Raw genomic sequence first — 19,371 nt, forward strand, 5'->3', positions numbered from 1 at the left:
GATCGCACTTGATGCGCCCCCTTAGCTCAGTCGGCAGAGCGTCTCCATGGTAAGGAGAAGGTCTACGGTTCGATTCCGTAAGGGGGCTCGAGAGACCGGGCTTGAGTCATCGAGTCCGCCGCGGCGGTGTAGCTCAGATGGTAGAGCAAGCGGCTCATAATCGCTGTGTCGCCGGTTCAAGTCCGGCCACCGCTACAGACGCACCACAGAGGTCGCCCGATTCGGCGACTGCCAGTGTGAGCCGCTATGCTCGTTCGCTGGACCTGAACCCCGCTCTGAAGGAAGGCACTTCGCCATGGCCAAGGCGACCGACGTTCGTCCGAAGATCACGCTGGCGTGCACGGAGTGCAAAGAGCGGAACTACATCACGAAGAAGAACCGCCGTAACGACCCGGACCGCATCGAGCTGAAGAAGTTCTGCCCCCGGGACGGCAAGCACACCGTGCACCGCGAGACGCGGTAACCAGTCTCAGGAACGAAGGAACCAAGGAACAAAGCCCCGGCCCACGGCCGGGGCTTTTTCGTGTCAGCGGTAAGTTGCACACCATGCCGTTGGATCAGTCGTACATGGGTCGGGTGTTTCCGCCGACCCCGCCATACGAGGTCGCCCGGGAGAAGATCCGGGAGTTCGCCGACGCGGTGAGCGCCAGCGACCCGGTGCACCGGGATCTCGCCGAGGCGCGCGCCAAGGGCTACAAGGACGTGATCGCCCCGCCCACGTTCGCGATCATCCTGAGTCAGAACGCCGGGCAGCAGCTGGTCGAGGACCAGGCGTTCGGGTTGGACTACAGCCGGGTGGTGCACGGCGGGCAGACGTTCCGCTACGAGCGGCCGATCGTCGCCGGCGACCACCTGGTGACGGTGATGGCGGTGGAGGAGATCAGCAGCCGCGCCGGGCACGCGTTCCTGACGACCAGGCACGAGGTGTCGACCGTCGAGGGCGAGCTCGTCGTGACGATCTGGACCCGGCTCGTGGTCCGTGGGGAGGGCTGAGATGCAGGTCGGCACCGTTTTCCCGCCGCAGACGTTCCAGGTGACCCGCGCCGATCTGGTGCGGTATGCGGGGGCCTCCGGCGACTTCAACCCGATCCACTGGAGCGACCGCGTCGCGACCTCGGTCGGGCTGCCGGGTGTCATCGCGCACGGCATGCTGACGATGGCCCTGGCGGGACAGGCGGTTGCCTGCTGGGTGGGTGGCACCGCGTCGATCGTCGAATACTCCACCCGGTTCGCCAACCCGGTGGTGGTCCCGGACGACGACAAAGGCACCGAGATCGTGGTGAGCGGCGTCGTGAAGCGGGTAGCGGAGGATGGTGTCGCGCAGATCGACATCACCGCCACGTGCAACGGCGACAAGATTCTTGGTGCCGCAAAAGCCCTGGTCAGGGCGTAGGGGGCGACTCGGTGGAGGGGGGTGGTTGGGATATCCCACCCGAACCCGTACACTGGTCGCCCGTGGGGTGAGCAACCTCTCGGCACCCTCTGAAGAGGGGTCCGGGAGGCGCGATCACCACGAAGGGGTGTGGCGCAATTGGCAGCGCAGCGGTCTCCAAAACCGCAGGTTGCAGGTTCAAGTCCTGTCGCCCCTGCGCCGAAGGCCTGACCTGGGTCTGGGGTGCCCGATCCGCCGATCGGGTCGGACCTCCAGCGGTCACGGGTTGGTCCCGCCGAGTGCCGCCGGCTCATCGCCGGTGGCCCTGGTCGGGCGGATCCGCGGGCCACTCATCGGACCGAGCACTCGCGAGATCACGGAAGAGGGCGAAAGTGGCCGAACGCAGGCGACGCGGGACCGACCCCGCCGACGATCGCCGTGACGAGGAGCTCAGCGCCGAGGACGCGGCCATCGAGGAGGAGTTCGCCGATGAGCTCGATGAGCTCGACGGCGACCTTGGCGATGACGTGGACGCCGATGACGACGACGCGGACGGCAAGACGGTCCTGACGAAGTCCAAGGACGCGAAGGCCAAGTCCAAGGACGTCAAAGAGACGGACAAGAAGAAGACCAAGGTCAAAGAGGGCAGCTCGAACAACATCTTCGCGCGGCTCATCAACTTCGTCCGCGAGGTTGTCGCCGAACTGCGTAAGGTGATCTGGCCGACCCGCAAGGAGCTGACCACTTACACGGTGGTTGTCGTCGTGTTCGTGATCGTGATGCTGACGATCGTGGGTGGCCTCGACTACCTGCTCGCCAAGGGCGTCCTCTGGGCCTTCGGTAACAAAGCGGAGTAGTCCACAGCGGACCGGCCGCAGATGCGAAGACTTGACAGACGGAAGTGAGCAGCGTGCAGGAATTCGACGAGACCGCCTCAACCGACGACGAGCAGCACGAGGAAACGTCGACGGTGATGACGGCCGCCACGCCCAGCACGGCCCCCGAGCCGGCAGGGGCGGCGACCGACGCCGAGGACCCCGTCGCCGAGCTGCGTGCCGCACTGCGATTCGCGCCCGGTGACTGGTTCGTGGTGCACTCCTACGCCGGGTATGAGAACAAGGTCAAGACGAATCTCGAGACCCGTATCACGAGCCTCGACATGGAAGAGTTCATCTACCAGGTCGAGGTCCCGACTCGTGAAGAGGTCGAGATCAAGAACGGCAAGCGCACCCAGGTGCAGAACAAGGTCTTCCCCGGCTACATCCTCGTCCGGATGGAGCTGACGGCGGAGTCCTACTCGTGCGTGCGCAACACGCCCGGCGTGACGGGCTTCGTCGGCGCGACCGACCGGGCCGACCGGCCGGCGCCGCTGTCGCTGGACGAGGTCCTCAAGTGGCTCGCGCCGGTGGTGCAGCAGGAGGGCAAGAAGGCGGGCAAGCCCGAGGTCAAGGTCCTCGACTTCGAGGTCGGCGACTCGGTCACCGTCACCGACGGCGCGTTCGCCTCGCTGCAGGCCACGATCAGCGAGATCAACGCCGATCAGCAGAAGCTCAAGGTCCTGGTCTCGATCTTCGGCCGGGAGACCCCGGTCGAGCTCAACTTCAACCAGGTCACGAAGATCTAATTCGTCTGCGGTACGCTTGAGCGTCCGGCCAAGTGCCGGGCGCTCAGTCGTGCGTGGAGACGGTCGCGAGCCGTCATACAACAAGGCACGAAACTCCAGCCCAGGAAGACGAAAGCAGCCATGCCTCCGAAGAAGAAGCTCGTCAAGACCTTCACGCTTCAGTTGCCGGGCGGCCAGGCCACTCCGGCGCCGCCGGTCGGCCCCGCGCTCGGTCAGCACGGTGTGAACATCATGGAGTTCGTCAAGGCGTACAACGCCCAGACGGAGTCCCAGCGCGGCGACATCATCCCCGCGCAGATCAGCGTCTACGAGGACCGGACGTTCACGTTCATCCTCAAGACCCCGCCCGCCGCCCGCCTGCTGCTCAAGGCCGCCGGCGTGCCGAAGGGATCGGGCGTGCCGCAGAAGGACAAGGTCGGCTCGATCACCAAGGCCCAGCTGCGCGAGGTCGCCGAGAAGAAGATGGCCGACCTCAACGCCAACGACATCGAGCAGGCGGAGAAGATCATCGCCGGCACCGCCCGTTCCATGGGCATCGTCGTCAAGGACTGACGGCACCACCGAAGACCCAAGACCAAGGAACACGTGGGAGGGCGCACGAGCGCCCGCACCTTGACCACAGGAGCAAAGCGACATGTCGCAGCACGGCAAGAACTACCGCAAGGTCGCCGACCTTGTCGACCGCAACGCCCTGTACAGCCCGCTCGGTGCGGTGAAGCTGGCCAAGCAGACCAGCACCGTCAAGTTCGACCCCACCGTCGAGGTGGCCATGCGGCTGGGCGTCGACCCCCGCAAGGCCGACCAGATGGTCCGTGGCACGGTCAACCTGCCCCACGGCACCGGCAAGACCGCCCGCGTCATCGTCTTCGCGCAGGGCCCGAAGGCCGCCGAGGCCGAGGCCGCCGGCGCCGACGCGGTGGGCACCGACGACCTCGTCGCCCGGATCCAGGAAGGCTGGCTGGACTTCGACGCGGCGATCGCCACCCCCGACCAGATGGCCAAGATCGGCCGGATCGCGCGGATCCTGGGCCCGCGCGGCCTGATGCCGAACCCGAAGACGGGCACGGTCACGATGGACGTCACCAAGGCGGTCAACGAGATCAAGGGCGGCAAGATCACCTACCGGGTGGACAAGCACTCCAACCTCCACCTGATCATCGGCAAGGCGAGCTTCTCCGAGCAGCAGCTGGTGGAGAACTACGCGGCGGTCCTCGACGAGGTCAACCGGGCCAAGCCGAGCGCGGCCAAGGGCAAGTACCTGAAGAAGATCTTCATCACCACCACCATGGGCCCCGGCATCCCGGTCGACCCGAACCGCACGCGCAACCTCCTCGAGGACGACGCGTCCGCGGAGTAAGCACAGCGGCACGACGACGGCGGGCATCCGAGGGTGCCCGCCGTCGTCTATGTTCGGGGGCGTGCAGTTCCACGACGTCTGGTTCCGGTACGCCCGTAATGCGGCGTGGACCCTGCAGCACGTCGACCTGGAGCTCGGTCCCGGCGAGACCGCGGTCGTGCTCGGCCCCAACGGCTCCGGCAAGTCGACCCTGCTCCAGCTCGCCGCCGGGGTGCTGAGGCCCGGCCGGGGCGCGGTCTCCGGAAGGCCGCCGGTGGTGGGCTGGGTCCCGGAGCGGTTCCCCGCCGACCAGCCGTTCACCGCCCGGGCCTACCTGACGCACATGGCGGCGATCCGCGGAGCCGACAGCGCCGGCATCGACGAATGGGCCGACCGCCTCAATTTCGTGGGGTTTCTCGATGTACGCCTGAGCCGCCTCTCCAAGGGCTCCGCCCAGAAGGTGGGCCTCGTCCAGGCGCTGCTGGACCCGCCGGGCCTGCTGGTCCTCGACGAGCCGTGGGAAGGCCTCGACGCCGCGACCCGTGAACAGGTGCCGGCGATCGTCGCCGACGTCGTGGCCCGCGGCGGGTCGGTGCTCATCAGCGACCACCTCGGCGAGGTCGCCCGCCTGCCGGGGGCCCGCCGCTGGCACGTCCGCGACGGCCGGGTGAGCGAAGACAGCCGGGTGGGCGAAGGCGGCCGGGTGGGCGAAGGCGGCCGGAAGGGCGCGACCGGCCCCCGGGGCGAGCGCCCCGCCGCCAGGCGCATCATCGAGCTCGCCGTCGCGGCGACGCACGCGGACCGGGCGGTGGCGAGGCTGCGCGCCGACGGGTTCGACGTCCTCGGCGTCCGGGAGGAGCGGTGACCGCGCTGGTCAGGATGCGGCTCGCGGGCTTCGTCCAGACGGGCCGGGCCGCCGCGCCGCTGCTGGCCGCCCTGGTCGTGCTGTCCATCCTGTACGGCGGCGGGCAGTCCCAGGCCGGCGAGGCCTACGGGGTGTCCGCGGCCGTGCTGTTCGCGGTCCTGGCCTGGCAGACGAAGCTCCTGCTCGACGTGGAGCCCGACGTGCAGCGGCGGATCGGCCGGGTCGCGCTCGGCGCCGGCCGGGAGACCGCCGCGGGGGTCGCCGCGGCGCTGGTCGCCGCCCTGCCGGTGATCCTGGTCGCGATGATCCTTCCGTGGCTCGTCGGCGGCGTCACCGGACCGCAGAAGGCCGGCGACCCGCCGCTGGGGGAGGGCATCGCGCTCGGCCTGTGGGCGCACCTGCTGCTGCTCCTGCCCGCCGTCGGCCTCGGCGCCCTGGCCAGCCGCGCGGTGTCCGGGCAGGCGGCCCGCGGCCTGGCCATCCTCGTCGGCGGCGTGGTCATGGCGGTCGTGCTCGGCCTGAAGAGCTCGCCGGCGCCGTGGCTGGCCCCGCCGCTGATGACCACCGCCCGCGACACCGTCGGCGGCGCCGACCCGACTGCCGTCGCCGTCACCACCGGCTGGGGCGTCGTGTGGGCCGCGCTCGCCGTCGCCGCCTACGCCCACCTGCGGCGCACCAGGCCGTAGACGCGCCGCGATTTGGTGGCGCACGGCGAGTCAAGTACAGTTTCCAGCGAAACCCGAAGACCGCTGGTCATGTCCGCGTGAGCGGACATCGAAGGCCCTGTGTCAACGCAGGCGACCCGCGCAGGGCCGGACAAGCGTTGCCGACACATGTCGCTCCGCCCCGTGCGCCCCTGCGCCCGGGGCGTTTTTCGTTGCCGCGAGTGCGCCCGAGAGCGTGGCCAGCACCGTAGCAAGAGAGAGGAGGGACATGGCGGACAAGCCGGTTCGAGACGACAAGGCCACCGCGGTCGCGGAGCTCACCGAGAGCTTCCGGGGCTCGACGGCCACCGTGCTGACCGAGTACCGCGGCCTGACCGTGGCGCAGCTCAAGACCCTGCGCCGCAGCCTGGGCCGCGAGACCACGTACGCCGTCGCGAAGAACACGCTCGCGAAGCGTGCCGCGACGGACGCGGGCATCAGCGGGCTCGACGATTTGTTCTCCGGTCCTACCGCGCTCGCTTTCGTCTCCGGCGACCCGGTCGAGGCGGCGAAGAGCCTCCGCGAGTTCGCGAAGGCCCACCCGCTGCTCGTCATCAAGGGCGGCGTTTTCGAGGGCAAGGCCATCAGCGCGGACGAGGTCCGTCGCCTGGCCGACCTGGAGTCCCGTGAGGTGCTGCTGGCCAAGCTGGCCGGCGCCATGAAGGGCAGCCTGTCCAAGGCGGCTTCGCTGTTCCAGGCGCCGCTGTCCAAGACGGTCCGCACGGTCCAGGCCCTGGCCGACAAGCGCGCAGAGGCATCCGGTAGCGCGGCAGAGGAATCCGGTAGCGCGGCCGAGTAGGCCCGTGCTCCACACCACTTTTTCGAAAGGAACGCCAACATGGCGAAGCTGAGCACCTCCGAGCTCCTCGACGCGTTCAAGGAGATGACCCTGATCGAGCTCTCCGAGTTCGTGAAGGAGTTCGAGACCACGTTCGACGTGACCGCGGCCGCCCCGGTCATGATGGGCGGCGGTGGCGGCGGCGCCGCTGCGCCGGTCGAGGAGAAGGAAGAGCAGTCGGAGTTCGACGTCGTGCTCGAGGGCGACGGCGGCAAGAAGATCCAGGTCATCAAGGTCGTGCGCGAGCTGACCGGCCTGGGCCTCAAGGAGGCGAAGGACCTCGTCGAGGCCGCGCCGAAGGCCGTCCTGGAGAAGGTCAACAAGGAGACCGCCGACAAGGCGAAGGCCAAGCTCGAGGGCGAAGGCGCCAAGGTCACCCTCAAGTAAGTCCGCTCCAAGCTGGAGGGCGGGTCGCCGGGTAGCCGGCGGCCCGCCCTTTCGCATGAGAGGTGTAAGGACCCAAGATCTAGGGGTGGCCACCACAACACCTTGTGATCGGAGTGCGAGATTTCCGTCACGGTGGCCCGACGCGCGTGGGAACCCTTGACGCGATGACCTGGTGGCAGGCACGCTAATCAGGCACTGCCTTCCGCGGACGCGGCGGCCGGTGGCCCGACAGATGTGCCCCGATCCTTCTTGGGTCTGGTTCAGCGCACATCGGCCGATGAGCCCCAGGCCTCGACCGACGCGAGCGGCTCGGCCGGTGGAACAGCGATCTTCAACAAGATCGTTGAAACATCGTGCACGGGGCCGCTCGACAGCGGTTAGCCTTTCGGCTACACTGCTAGTTTGCGCTGTCTTCTGACTTCACCTCTGGCGTGGAGTGCCTCTTCGTGGGCACTTTGCATCGGGGGTCGTCAGGCTGCACGCAAAACGGCCTGTCTGCACCACCGGTCCTCGGAAGGACGCATCTTGGCAGCTTCCCGCCCTGCGAAGACCAGTTCGAGCGCATACGCTCCCCGCCGGGTCTCCTTCGGCAGGATCACCGAACACCTTGAGGTTCCCAACCTCCTTGCCATCCAAACCGACTCGTTCGACTGGTTGGTTGGCAACGAGAAGTGGCAGAGCCGCTCGGCCGGTGATCCGCACGCCCGTTCCGGGCTGGCGGAGATCCTCGATGAAATCAGTCCCATTGAGGACTTCTCCGGCACGATGTCCCTGTCGTTCTCCGCGCCCCGCTTCGACGAGGTCAAGGCTCCCATGGAGGAGTGCAAGGAGAAGGACCTCACCTACTGCGCGCCGCTGTTCGTGACGGCGGAGTTCACCAACCACACCACTGGCGAGATCAAGAGCCAGACGGTGTTCATGGGTGACTTCCCGATGATGACGCCCAAGGGCACCTTCATCATCAACGGCACCGAGCGCGTCGTGGTGAGCCAGCTCGTCCGGTCGCCGGGCGTGTACTTCGACAAGCAGCCGGACAAGACCTCCGACCGCGACCTCACCAGCGTCAAGGTCATCCCGAGCCGGGGTGCCTGGCTGGAGTTCGACATCGACAAGCGCGACACCGTCGGTGTCCGCATCGACCGCAAGCGCCGGCAGGCCGTCTCCGTCCTGCTCAAGGCCATCGGTTGGTCCGCCGAGCGCATCCGTGAGAAGTTCGGCTGGTCCGAGCTCATGATGACGACGCTCGAGAAGGACCACATCGCCGGCCAGGACGAGGCCCTGCTAGACATCTACCGCAAGCTCCGCCCCGGCGAGCCGCCGACGCGTGAGAATGCGCAGACCCTCCTCGACAACCTCTTCTTCAACCCGAAGCGATACGACGTCGCCAAGGTCGGTCGATACAAGTTCAACAAGAAGCTCGAGTTGGACCTCCCGATCAACCAGGGTGTGCTGACGGAAGAGGACGTCGTCGCCACGGTCGAGTACCTCTGCCGCCTGCACACGGGCGAAGAGGGCTACGAGGCCGACGACATCGACCACTTCGGCAACCGGCGCCTGCGCACGGTCGGCGAGCTCATCCAGAACCAGGTCCGCGTCGGCCTGTCCCGGATGGAGCGCGTCGTCCGCGAGCGCATGACGACGCAGGACGTCGAGGCGATCACGCCGCAGACCCTGATCAACATCCGTCCCGTCGTGGCGGCGATCAAGGAGTTCTTCGGCACGTCGCAGCTGTCGCAGTTCATGGACCAGACCAACCCCCTCGCGGGCCTGACCCACCGCCGGCGCCTCAGCGCGCTCGGCCCGGGCGGTCTGTCGCGTGAGCGGGCCGGCTTCGAGGTCCGCGACGTGCACCCGTCGCACTACGGCCGCATGTGCCCGATCGAGACCCCTGAAGGTCCCAACATCGGTCTCATCGGCGCGCTCTCGACGTTCGCGCGGGTCAACCCGTTCGGCTTCGTCGAGACGCCGTACCGGAAGGTCGTCGACGGCCGGGTCACCGACCAGATCGACTACCTGACCGCCGACGAGGAGGACCGGTTCGTCAAGGCGCAGGCCAACGCTCCGCTCAAGAGCGACGGCAACTTCGCCGAGGACCGCATCCTCGTCCGCCGGAAGGGCGGTGAGGTCGACAACGTCCCCGCCGACCAGGTCGACTACATGGACGTGTCGCCGCGGCAGATGACCTCGGTCGCCACCGCGATGATCCCGTTCCTCGAGCACGACGACGCCAACCGTGCACTCATGGGCGCCAACATGCAGCGCCAGGCGGTGCCGCTGGTCAAGGCCGAGGCTCCGCTCGTCGGCACCGGCATGGAGTACCGTGCCGCCGTCGACGCCGGTGACGTGGTCGTGGCCGAGGTCGCCGGCGTGGTCGAGGACATGTGCGCCGACTACGTCACGATCCACCAGGACGACGGCCACCGCCGGACCTACCTGCTGCACAAGTTCCGCCGCTCCAACTCCGGCTCCTGCGTCAACCAGAAGCCGGTGATCTTCGAGGGCGACCGGGTCGAGGCGGGGCAGGTCATCGCCGACGGTCCGTGCACCGACGAGGGCGAGATGGCGCTCGGGCGCAACCTGCTCGTGGCGTTCATGCCCTGGGAGGGTCACAACTACGAAGACGCCATCATCCTGTCCCAGAAGCTGGTGCAGAACGACGTCCTCACCTCGATCCACATCGAGGAGCACGAGGTCGACGCGCGCGACACCAAGCTGGGGCCGGAGGAGATCACCCGCGACATCCCGAACGTCAGCGAGGAGATGCTCGCCGACCTCGACGAGCGGGGGATCATCCGGATCGGCGCCGAGGTCGTGACCGGCGACATCCTGGTCGGCAAGGTCACCCCCAAGGGTGAGACCGAGCTGACCCCGGAGGAGCGCCTGCTCCGCGCGATCTTCGGCGAGAAGGCCCGCGAGGTGCGCGACACCAGCCTCAAGGTGCCGCACGGCGAGACCGGCACGGTCATCGGCGTGCGCACGTTCAGCCGGGAGGACGGCGACGAGCTGTCCCCGGGTGTCAACGAGCTGGTGCGCGTCTACGTGGCCCAGAAGCGGAAGATCCAGGACGGCGACAAGCTCGCCGGCCGCCACGGCAACAAGGGCGTCATCTCGAAGATCCTCCCGGTCGAGGACATGCCGTTCCTCGAGGACGGCACCCCGGTCGACATCGTGCTCAACCCGCTCGGTGTGCCGAGCCGGATGAACATCGGCCAGGTCCTGGAGACCCACCTGGGGTGGGTGGCCAAGACAGGCTGGAAGATCGACGGTGACGACACCGAGTGGAAGCGGGCGCTGAAGGCCATCAACGCGGGGGAGTCCGAGCCGGACACCAACGTCGCGACCCCGGTCTTCGACGGCGCCAAGGAGGAAGAGATCGCCGGCCTGATGAGCAGCACGCTGCCCAACCGGGACGGCAACCAGCTCATCGGTGCCAGCGGCAAGGCGCGGCTGTTCGACGGCCGCTCCGGCGAGCCGCTGCCGGACCCGATCGCGGTGGGCTACATCTACATCCTCAAGCTCAACCACCTGGTGGACGACAAGATCCACGCCCGTTCCACCGGCCCGTACTCGATGATCACGCAGCAGCCGCTGGGTGGTAAGGCGCAGTTCGGTGGTCAGCGCTTCGGTGAGATGGAGTGCTGGGCGATGCAGGCCTACGGCGCCGCCTACGCGCTGCAGGAGCTGCTGACGATCAAGTCCGACGACGTCCTCGGACGCGTCAAGGTCTACGAGGCGATCGTCAAGGGCGAGAACATCCCGGAGCCGGGCATCCCGGAGTCCTTCAAGGTGCTCCTCAAGGAGCTGCAGTCGCTGTGCCTGAACGTCGAGGTGCTCTCCAGCGACGGCGTGGCCCTCGAGATGCGCGAGACGGACGACGAGGTGTTCCGCGCCGCCGAGGAACTCGGCATCGACCTCTCCCGGCGTGAGCCGAGCAGCGTCGAGGAAGTTTGATCCGTGGGCGGGCGCCCCGCGAAGGCGCCCGCTCCACGACCTAGCAATTACCCGAGCAACTGAATCGTGAGGACATAGACGAAGTGCTCGACGTCAACTACTTCGACGAACTGCGCATCGGTCTGGCCACTGCCGACGACATCCGCCAGTGGTCGCATGGCGAGGTCAAGAAGCCCGAGACGATCAACTACCGCACCCTGAAGCCGGAAAAGGACGGGCTCTTCTGCGAGAAGATCTTCGGTCCGACCCGGGACTGGGAGTGCTACTGCGGCAAGTACAAGCGGGTCCGGTTCAAGGGCATCATCTGTGAGCGCTGCGGCGTCGAGGTGACCCGTGCCAAGGTCCGCCGCGAGCGCATGGGCCACATCGAGCTCGCCGCCCCGGTCACGCACATCTGGTACTTCAAGGGCGTGCCCAGCCGGCTCGGCTACCTGCTCGACCTGGCGCCGAAGGACCTCGAGAAGATCATCTACTTCGCGTCGTACGTGATCACGAGCGTCGACAAGGAGGCCCGCCACCGCGACCTCGCCACCCTCGAGAACGAGGTCTCGGCGGAGAAGCGCCAGGCGGAGAACGCCCGCGACTCGGAGATCGAGAAGCGCGCCGCCAAGCTGGAGCAGGACCTGGCCGAGCTCGAGGCCGAGGGCGCGAAGGCCGACGTGCGCCGCAAGGTCAAGGAGTCCGGCGAGCGCGAGATGCGCCAGATGCGGGACCGCGCGCAGCGTGAGATCGACCGTCTCGACGAGGTCATGGACACGTTCCGCAAGCTGGACCGCAAGAACCTCATCACCGACGAGCTGCTCTACCGCGAGCTGCGCGACCGGTTCGGTGAGTACTTCACCGGCGCCATGGGTGCCGAGGCGATCAAGGCGCTGCTGGAGAACCTGGACCTCGACGACGAGGCCGAGTCGCTGCGCGAGACCATCCGCAGCGGCAAGGGCCAGCGCAAGATCCGGGCCCTCAAGCGGCTCAAGGTCGTCGCGGCGTTCCTCAACACCGCCAACTCGCCGCTGGGCATGGTCCTGGACTGCGTCCCGGTCATCCCGCCGGACCTGCGTCCGATGGTGCAGCTCGACGGTGGCCGGTTCGCCACCAGCGATCTCAACGACCTGTACCGGCGCGTGATCAACCGCAACAACCGGCTCAAGCGCCTGATCGACCTGGGTGCCCCGGAGATCATCGTCAACAACGAGAAGCGGATGCTGCAGGAGGCCGTCGACGCGCTGTTCGACAACGGCCGCCGCGGTCGTCCGGTCACCGGCCCGGGCAACCGGCCGCTGAAGTCGCTGTCCGACATGCTCAAGGGCAAGCAGGGTCGCTTCCGTCAGAACCTGCTGGGCAAGCGCGTCGACTACTCCGGCCGTTCGGTCATCGTCGTCGGCCCGCAGCTCAAGCTGCACCAGTGCGGCCTGCCGAAGCAGATGGCGCTGGAGCTGTTCAAGCCGTTCGTGATGAAGCGCCTGGTGGACCTCAACCACGCGCAGAACATCAAGTCGGCCAAGCGCATGGTCGAGCGTCAGCGTCCGGTCGTGTGGGACGTGCTGGAGGAGGTCATCGCGGAGCACCCGGTGCTGCTCAACCGCGCGCCGACCCTGCACCGCCTGGGCATCCAGGCCTTCGAGCCGCAGCTGGTCGAGGGCAAGGCCATCCAGATCCACCCGCTCGTCTGCACCGCCTTCAACGCCGACTTCGACGGCGACCAGATGGCCGTGCACGTGCCGCTGTCCGCGGAGGCGCAGGCCGAGGCCCGCATCCTCATGCTGTCCAGCAACAACATCCTCAAGCCGGCCGACGGCAAGCCGGTCACCATGCCCACCCAGGACATGGTCATCGGCCTGTACCACCTGACGCACATCCAGAAGGGCCTGACGGGCGAGGGGCGCACCTTCAGCTCCGACGCCGAGGCGCGGATGGCGTTCGACAACGGCGAGCTGCACCTGCAGGCACCGGTGAAGATCCGGCTCCGGGGCATCATCGGGGTCGACAACGGCGCCTCCGGTCAGCCGTGGGAGGCCCCCGAGGGCTGGCAGTCCGGCGACACGGTCACGGTCGAGACGACCCTCGGCCGGGTGCTCTTCAACGAGACGCTCCCGGTGGGGTACCGCTTCGTCAACTACGAGATCCGCAAGGGTCAGCTGTCGGCGATCGTCAACGACCTCGCCGAGCGCTTCCCGAAGGTCTCCCTCGCGGCGACCCTGGACGCGCTCAAGCTGGCCGGCTTCCACTGGGCCACCTGGTCCGGCGTCACCATCGGCATGGAGGACGTCATCCAGCCGCCTCGTAAGCGCGAGATCCTCGAGCGCTACGAGAAGGAGGCCGAGCGGATCGACAAGCAGTACCAGCGCGGTCTCATGACGGCCGAGGAGCGCCGCGGCGAGCTCATCGAGATCTGGACCAAGGCGACCGGTGAGGTCGCCAAGGAGATGGAAAGCGCGCTGCCGCAGGAGAACCCGCTGTGGAAGATGATCAACTCGGGCGCCCGCGGTAACCTGCTCCAGCTCCGCCAGATCGCCGCGATCCGTGGCCTGGTGGCCAACCCGAAGGGTGAGATCATCCCGCGGCCGATCAAGGCCAGCTACCGGGAGGGTCTGTCCGTGCTGGAGTACTTCATCTCCACGCACGGTGCCCGTAAGGGTCTGGCCGACACCGCGCTGCGGACCGCCGACTCGGGTTACCTGACCCGTCGTCTGGTCGACGTGTCGCAGGACGTCATCATCCGCGAGGAGGACTGCGGCACCGATCGCGCCATCCCGATGACGGTCGGCGAGCTGCACGACGGCGTCATGCGCATCCACCAGCACGCGGAGACGGGCGTGCACGCCCGTACCCTCGCCGACGACGTCCGCGACAAGGACGGCAAGCTCGTCGCCGAGCGCGGCACGGACATCAACTCGATCACGGTCGACCTGCTGGTCGCCGCCGGGACCGAGACCGTCCGCGTCCGCAGCGTGCTCACCTGCGAGTCGAAGCTCGGCGTCTGCGGCGCCTGCTACGGCCGGTCGCTGCCCACGGGCAAGACCGTCGACGTCGGCGAGGCGGTCGGCATCATCGCCGCCCAGTCGATCGGTGAGCCGGGCACGCAGCTGACGATGCGTACCTTCCACACCGGTGGCGTCGCGGGTGAGGACATCACCCAGGGTCTGCCCCGTGTGCAGGAGATCTTCGAGGCCCGCGTGCCGAAGGGTAAGGCGCCCATCGCCGACACCCCCGGTCGCGTGCGCATCGAGGACGGCGAGCGGATGCGGAAGATCATCATCGTGCCGGACGACGGCAGCGAGGAGATCGTCCACGACAAGCTCAGCCGGCGCGTCAAGCTGCGCTACCAGGACGGCGAGCACGTCGAGGTCGGCGAGAAGCTCACCGAGGGCACGATCGACCCGCACGAGCTGCTGCGCATCATGGGTCCCCGGGCGGTCCAGGTCCACCTGACGTCCGAGGTCCAGGAGGTGTACCGCTCGCAGGGCGTGCTCATCCACGACAAGCACATCGAGATCATCATCCGGCAGATGCTCAAGCGGGTCACGGTCATCGACTCCGGCTCCACCGAGTTCCTGCCCGGTGTGCTGGTCGACCGTGCGCTCTTCGAGGCGGAGAACCGTCGCGTCGTCGCCGAGGGCGGCGAGCCGGCGGCCGGCCGTCCCGTGCTCATGGGTATCACCAAGGCGTCGCTGGCGACGGAGTCGTGGCTGTCCGCGGCCTCGTTCCAGGAGACGACCCGGGTGCTGACCGACGCGGCGATCCACGCGCGCAGCGACTCGCTGATCGGTCTGAAGGAGAACGTCATCATCGGCAAGCTCATCCCGGCCGGTACGGGCATCAGCAAGTACCGCAGCATCCGGGTCGAGCCGACCGAAGAGGCGAAGGCGAAGGTCTACTCGATGACCGGCTACCCGGAGGCCGACTACGGCTTCGGCCCGGCCAGCGGGCAGGCGGTCCCCCTGGACGACTTCGACCTGGGCTCCTTCCGCTAAGCACCACCGGACGACGAAGAGGGCGGGGACCCCACGGGCCCCGCCCTCTTCCCATGGACCGGATAGGCTCGGGTGGTGACGTCCTCGACGCGCCATCCGCTCGACCCCGACCCGGTCCGGGCCACCAAGGCCTCGGCCGTGTTCGGGCTGGGCCTGCTGTCGGTGGTGACCGGGCCGTTCCTCGGCGGGGCGATCCCGGCGACCCTGGCGCTGCTGCTGGCCCGGCAGTCGCACCGCGAGCTGGTGGCCGCGGAGGGCTTCCTGCTGGGCGCCAGGAGGCTGCGCAACGGCGTGCGGCTCGCGTGGACCGGCATCGTGCTGTCGATCGCCACGCTGGTCGTCCTGGCGATCCTGGGCCTGCTGGCCTATGCCCGGGGCCGCGGCACGGACTTCGACCCGCTGGTGAACTGACGTGACCTACCCCTACCAGCACCAGCAGCAGCAGCCCTACCAGCACCAGCAGCCGGCCCGGCCCGTCGCGCAGCAGGGCATGCGGATCGACGTCGTCCAGGGAACCCCCTTCGGGGTGGCCTACCCCCTTGTTCAGGCGACCCCGAGCGGCCCCGCCATCGGCAGCCTCGTCGCCGGCATCGCATCGGTCTTCGTCGGCCTGTTCGTGGGCTGCCTCGGCCTGCTCGGCGCGCCCGAGGGGTGGGGCCCGCTCGCCGGCGGCGCGTTCACCGTGCTGGCCGTGTTCCTCGGCCTCGGCGCGATCGGCCTCGGCGTCTTCGGCATGCGCCAGGTCCGCCGAGCGGGCCGGCTGGTCAGCGGCCGCGGGATGGCGATCACCGGGGTGGTGCTGGGCTCCACCGGCGCGGGCGTCGGCGTGCTGTCCCTGCTGCTGGCCTTTGTGGCCGCGGCCACCTCGACGAGCCCGTGAGCGCCCGTGAGGGCGCCGCTGACCGGCCCCGACGCCGAGAACGCGACCCCCGGGACGGACGGATCAGACACCAGGTACTCTTGGTGTGAAGAGTGTTCCGTCATGGGGCCGAGCCGTCGATTTTGACCAGCGTCCTCACGGTGGGTACTCTTTCCCCTCGTGCCCGGCTTTGCCGGGCAACTCGTGCGTGCGTCCACAACGGCCCGCCTCCGCGGGTTGAGGGTGGACGCAAACCGCGAAACCCGGTTGGCACTTCTTGGACCGGGTTCGCGCGGCGGGCGACACGCCCGACCGCGGGTGCCGGTCACGCCGTGGAGACAGCGAAGAAGAAGACGTGCGGCCGCGAGGCCGAAGGGAGACAGGCCCAGTGCCTACGATCCAGCAGCTGGTCCGCAAGGGCCGCCAGGCGAAGCTGAGCAAGACCAAGACGCCGGCGCTCAAGGGCAGCCCGCAGCGGCGTGGCGTCTGCACGCGTGTGTACACCACCACGCCGAAGAAGCCGAACTCGGCCCTGCGCAAGGTGGCCCGCGTGCGACTGAGCAACGGTATCGAGGTGACGGCCTACATCCCCGGTGTCGGTCACAACCTTCAGGAGCACTCGATCGTGCTGGTCCGTGGTGGCCGTGTGAAGGACCTCCCCGGCGTCCGGTACAAGATCATTCGTGGTTCGCTGGACACCCAGGGTGTCCGCAACCGCAAGCAGGCTCGCAGCCGGTACGGCGCGAAGAAGGAGAAGAGCTGACATGCCGCGTAAAGGCCCCGCGCCGCGCCGGCCCCTGGTGGCGGACCCGGTCTACAACTCCCTGCTCGTCACCCAGCTGATCAACAAGATCCTGGTCGAGGGCAAGCGTCAGCTCGCCGAGCGCGTTGTCTACAGCGCCCTCGAGGGTTGCCGGGAGAAGTCGGGCACCGACCCCGTCGTCACGCTGAAGCGCGCGATGGACAACGTCAAGCCGACCCTCGAGGTCCGCAGCCGCCGCGTCGGTGGCGCGACCTACCAGGTGCCGGTCGAGGTGCGCCCTCCCCGGGCGACGACGTTGGGCCTGCGCTGGCTGGTCACCTACTCGCGCGCCCGTCGTGAGAAGACCATGGTGGAGCGGCTCATGAACGAGCTGCTCGACGCCAGCAACGGGCTCGGTGCTTCGGTGAAGCGCCGCGAGGACACCCACAAGATGGCGGAGTCCAACAAGGCCTTCGCGCACTACCGCTGGTAAGCGACGCTTTTCCAGCAATCCGACGAGAGCGAAGTAGGGATTCGAAGTGGCTGCCGTAGACGCTGCCCTCGCCAAGGTCCGCAATATCGGCATCATGGCGCACATCGACGCCGGTAAGACGACGACGACCGAGCGCATCCTCTTCTACACCGGCATCACGTACAAGATCGGTGAGGTCCACGAGGGCGCCGCCGTCATGGACTGGATGGAGCAGGAGCAGGAGCGGGGCATCACCATCACCTCCGCCGCCACGAAGTGCGAGTGGAAGGGCCACGTCATCCAGATCATCGACACGCCCGGCCACGTCGACTTCACGGTCGAGGTCGAGCGGTCGCTGCGGGTCCTGGACGGCGCCGTCGCCGTGTACGACGGTGTCGCCGGCGTGGAGCCGCAGACGGAGAACGTCTGGCGGCAGGCCGACAAGTACAACGTCCCGCGTATGTGCTTCGTCAACAAGCTGGACCGCACCGGTGCGGACTTCTTCCGCTGCGTGCAGATGATGGTCGACCGGCTCAACGCGACCCCGCTGGTGCTGCAGATCCCGATCGGCCTGGAAGGCGACCACATCGGCGTCGTCGACCTGCTGGAGATGCGCGCCCTGACGTGGCGTGGCGAGACCCAGAAGGGTGAGGACTACGCCATCGAGGAGATCCCCGCGGATCTCGTCGACCAGGCGAACGAGTACCGGGACAAGCTCCTGGAGACGCTGTCCGAGACCGACGACGACATCATGGTCCGCTACCTCGACGGCGAGACCTTCGACGTCAAGGAGCTCAAGGCCGCGATCCGCCGGGCCACCATCGCCGGCAAGCTCAACCCGGTCGTCTGCGGCTCGGCGTTCAAGAACAAGGGCGTTCAGCCCATGCTCGACGCCGTCGTGGAGTTCCTGCCGTCGCCGCTGGACATCCCGGCGGTCGAGGGTGTGGCCACCGACGGCGAGACGCCGCTGCAGCGCAAGCCGTCCAACAGCGAGCCCTTCTCCGCCCTGGCCTTCAAGATCCAGACGGACAAGCACCTCGGCAAGCTCACCTACGTGCGTCTCTACTCCGGCACGCTCGAGTCCGGTTCCCAGGTGGTCAACTCCACCAAGGACCGCAAGGAGCGGATCGGCAAGATCTACCAGATGCACGCGAACAAGCGTGAGGAGCGCCCCAGCGCTCAGGCGGGTGACATCATCGCCGTGCAGGGTCTCAAGCAGACCACCACGGGTGACACCCTCTGCGACCCGGCCCACCCGGTCATCCTCGAGTCGATGACCTTCCCGGAGCCGGTCATCCAGGTCGCCATCGAGCCGAAGAGCAAGGCCGACCAGGAGAAGCTGGGCACCGCCATCCAGCGGCTGGCCGAGGAGGACCCGACCTTCCGCGTCAAGAACGACGAGGAGACCGGGCAGACCATCATCGCCGGCATGGGCGAGCTGCACCTGGACATCCTGGTCGACCGGATGCGCCGCGAGTTCAGCGTCGAGGCCAACATCGGCAAGCCGCAGGTGGCCTACCGCGAGACCATCAAGGGCACCGTCGACAAGATCGACTACGTGCACAAGAAGCAGACCGGTGGCTCGGGTCAGTACGCGAAGGTCATCGTCAAGATCGAGCCGCTCGAGATGACGGCCGACGGCCCGACCTACGAGTTCGTCAACGAGGTCTCCGGCGGTCGCATCCCGAAGGAGTTCATCCCTTCGGTCGACGCCGGCGCGCAGGACGCGATGCAGTACGGCGTGCTCGCCGGCTACCCGATGGTGGGCGTGAAGCTGACGCTGCTCGACGGCCAGTACCACGAGGTCGACTCGTCGGAGATGGCGTTCAAGATCGCTGGTTCGATGGTGATGAAGGAGGCGGCCCGCAAGGCCTCTCCGGCCCTCCTCGAGCCGTTGATGGCCGTCGAGGTCACCACCCCGGAAGAGAACATGGGTGACGTGATCGGCGACCTCAACTCCCGGCGTGGCACCATCCAGGCGATGGAGGAGCGCGGCGGTGCCCGTGTCGTCCGCGCCACGGTGCCGTTGTCGGAGATGTTCGGCTACGTCGGCGACCTGCGGTCGAAGACCCAGGGCCGGGCGAGCTACTCGATGCAGTTCGACTCCTACGCCGAGGTTCCCGCGAACGTCGCCAAGGAGATCATCGCGAAGGCGACCGGGGAGTAGTTCCCGGTCCGCGGCCGCGAGGCTGCATCAGCGGGCCTGAAGGCTTCAGCCGCCAGACCCAAGTCGACAGGGTGCGTCGACGC

18 protein-coding genes and 3 tRNA genes are annotated in these 19,371 nt (G+C 67.9%); all 21 read left to right on the forward strand.

Going from position 1 to position 19,371, the window contains the following annotated elements; genetic code table 11:
* Positions 1-15: 15 nt before the first annotated feature.
* The 21 genes from AB0I21_RS00060 (at position 16) to fusA (ending at position 19,288) form a co-directional block, all read left to right on the forward strand.
* A tRNA-Thr gene (locus tag AB0I21_RS00060) sits at positions 16-88 on the forward strand.
* A 34-nt stretch (positions 89-122) separates the two neighbouring features.
* A tRNA-Met gene (locus AB0I21_RS00065) sits at positions 123-195 on the forward strand.
* A 100-nt stretch (positions 196-295) separates the two neighbouring features.
* Entirely contained in the window at positions 296-463 is a 168-nt protein-coding gene (gene rpmG, locus AB0I21_RS00070; protein WP_033357682.1) for a 50S ribosomal protein L33, read from the forward strand.
* A gap of 83 nt (positions 464-546) precedes the next feature.
* On the forward strand, positions 547-993 hold the full coding sequence (locus AB0I21_RS00075; protein WP_344501851.1) for a MaoC family dehydratase N-terminal domain-containing protein: 447 nt from the start codon (positions 547-549) through the stop codon (positions 991-993).
* Between the two features lies 1 nt (position 994).
* Complete coding sequence (locus AB0I21_RS00080; protein ID WP_344501850.1) at positions 995-1,393, forward strand: MaoC family dehydratase; 399 nt, start codon at positions 995-997, stop codon at positions 1,391-1,393.
* A 123-nt stretch (positions 1,394-1,516) separates the two neighbouring features.
* A tRNA-Trp gene (locus tag AB0I21_RS00085) sits at positions 1,517-1,589 on the forward strand.
* A 175-nt stretch (positions 1,590-1,764) separates the two neighbouring features.
* Entirely contained in the window at positions 1,765-2,229 is a 465-nt protein-coding gene (secE, locus tag AB0I21_RS00090) for a preprotein translocase subunit SecE (protein ID WP_360557873.1), read from the forward strand.
* A 53-nt stretch (positions 2,230-2,282) separates the two neighbouring features.
* Positions 2,283-2,996 (forward strand): transcription termination/antitermination protein NusG, encoded by a 714-nt coding sequence (gene nusG / locus AB0I21_RS00095; protein WP_360557875.1) that lies wholly within the window; start codon positions 2,283-2,285, stop codon positions 2,994-2,996.
* Between the two features lie 120 nt (positions 2,997-3,116).
* A complete protein-coding gene (rplK, locus tag AB0I21_RS00100) occupies positions 3,117-3,548 on the forward strand; it encodes a 50S ribosomal protein L11 (protein ID WP_033357679.1) in 432 nt (143 codons plus the stop codon).
* 82 nt (positions 3,549-3,630) lie between these two features.
* The gene (gene rplA, locus AB0I21_RS00105) at positions 3,631-4,353 is read left to right on the forward strand and encodes a 50S ribosomal protein L1 (protein WP_360557877.1); all 723 of its coding nucleotides are present in this window, start codon (positions 3,631-3,633) and stop codon (positions 4,351-4,353) included.
* A 61-nt stretch (positions 4,354-4,414) separates the two neighbouring features.
* Positions 4,415-5,197 carry an ATP-binding cassette domain-containing protein gene (locus tag AB0I21_RS00110; protein ID WP_360557879.1) on the forward strand — a complete coding sequence of 261 codons (783 nt, stop codon included), beginning with the start codon at positions 4,415-4,417 and terminating at the stop codon, positions 5,195-5,197.
* Positions 5,194-5,883 (forward strand): hypothetical protein, encoded by a 690-nt coding sequence (locus tag AB0I21_RS00115; RefSeq protein WP_360557881.1) that lies wholly within the window; start codon positions 5,194-5,196, stop codon positions 5,881-5,883. The genes AB0I21_RS00110 and AB0I21_RS00115 overlap by 4 nt, the downstream gene beginning before the upstream one ends.
* A 247-nt stretch (positions 5,884-6,130) precedes the next feature.
* Complete coding sequence (rplJ, locus tag AB0I21_RS00120; protein WP_360557882.1) at positions 6,131-6,700, forward strand: 50S ribosomal protein L10; 570 nt, start codon at positions 6,131-6,133, stop codon at positions 6,698-6,700.
* A 39-nt stretch (positions 6,701-6,739) separates the two neighbouring features.
* Positions 6,740-7,126 carry a 50S ribosomal protein L7/L12 gene (rplL, locus tag AB0I21_RS00125; RefSeq protein WP_360557884.1) on the forward strand — a complete coding sequence of 129 codons (387 nt, stop codon included), beginning with the start codon at positions 6,740-6,742 and terminating at the stop codon, positions 7,124-7,126.
* 525 nt (positions 7,127-7,651) lie between these two features.
* Positions 7,652-11,077 (forward strand): DNA-directed RNA polymerase subunit beta, encoded by a 3,426-nt coding sequence (locus tag AB0I21_RS00130; RefSeq protein WP_344501842.1) that lies wholly within the window; start codon positions 7,652-7,654, stop codon positions 11,075-11,077.
* A gap of 83 nt (positions 11,078-11,160) precedes the next feature.
* Positions 11,161-15,048 carry a DNA-directed RNA polymerase subunit beta' gene (locus AB0I21_RS00135; protein ID WP_344501841.1) on the forward strand — a complete coding sequence of 1,296 codons (3,888 nt, stop codon included), beginning with the start codon at positions 11,161-11,163 and terminating at the stop codon, positions 15,046-15,048.
* A 75-nt stretch (positions 15,049-15,123) separates the two neighbouring features.
* The gene (locus AB0I21_RS00140; RefSeq protein ID WP_360557886.1) at positions 15,124-15,459 is read left to right on the forward strand and encodes a hypothetical protein; all 336 of its coding nucleotides are present in this window, start codon (positions 15,124-15,126) and stop codon (positions 15,457-15,459) included.
* A gap of 1 nt (position 15,460) precedes the next feature.
* A complete protein-coding gene (locus tag AB0I21_RS00145) occupies positions 15,461-15,928 on the forward strand; it encodes a hypothetical protein (RefSeq protein WP_360557888.1) in 468 nt (155 codons plus the stop codon).
* Between the two features lie 367 nt (positions 15,929-16,295).
* Complete coding sequence (gene rpsL / locus AB0I21_RS00150; RefSeq protein ID WP_033357671.1) at positions 16,296-16,670, forward strand: 30S ribosomal protein S12; 375 nt, start codon at positions 16,296-16,298, stop codon at positions 16,668-16,670.
* A gap of 1 nt (position 16,671) precedes the next feature.
* Positions 16,672-17,142 (forward strand): 30S ribosomal protein S7, encoded by a 471-nt coding sequence (rpsG, locus tag AB0I21_RS00155; RefSeq protein WP_033357670.1) that lies wholly within the window; start codon positions 16,672-16,674, stop codon positions 17,140-17,142.
* 46 nt (positions 17,143-17,188) lie between these two features.
* The gene (gene fusA, locus AB0I21_RS00160; protein ID WP_360557890.1) at positions 17,189-19,288 is read left to right on the forward strand and encodes an elongation factor G; all 2,100 of its coding nucleotides are present in this window, start codon (positions 17,189-17,191) and stop codon (positions 19,286-19,288) included.
* Positions 19,289-19,371 lie beyond the last annotated feature (83 nt).

The organism is Dactylosporangium sp. NPDC050588, from assembly GCF_040654975.1.
Lineage (GTDB): Bacteria > Actinomycetota > Actinomycetes > Mycobacteriales > Micromonosporaceae > Dactylosporangium > Dactylosporangium maewongense.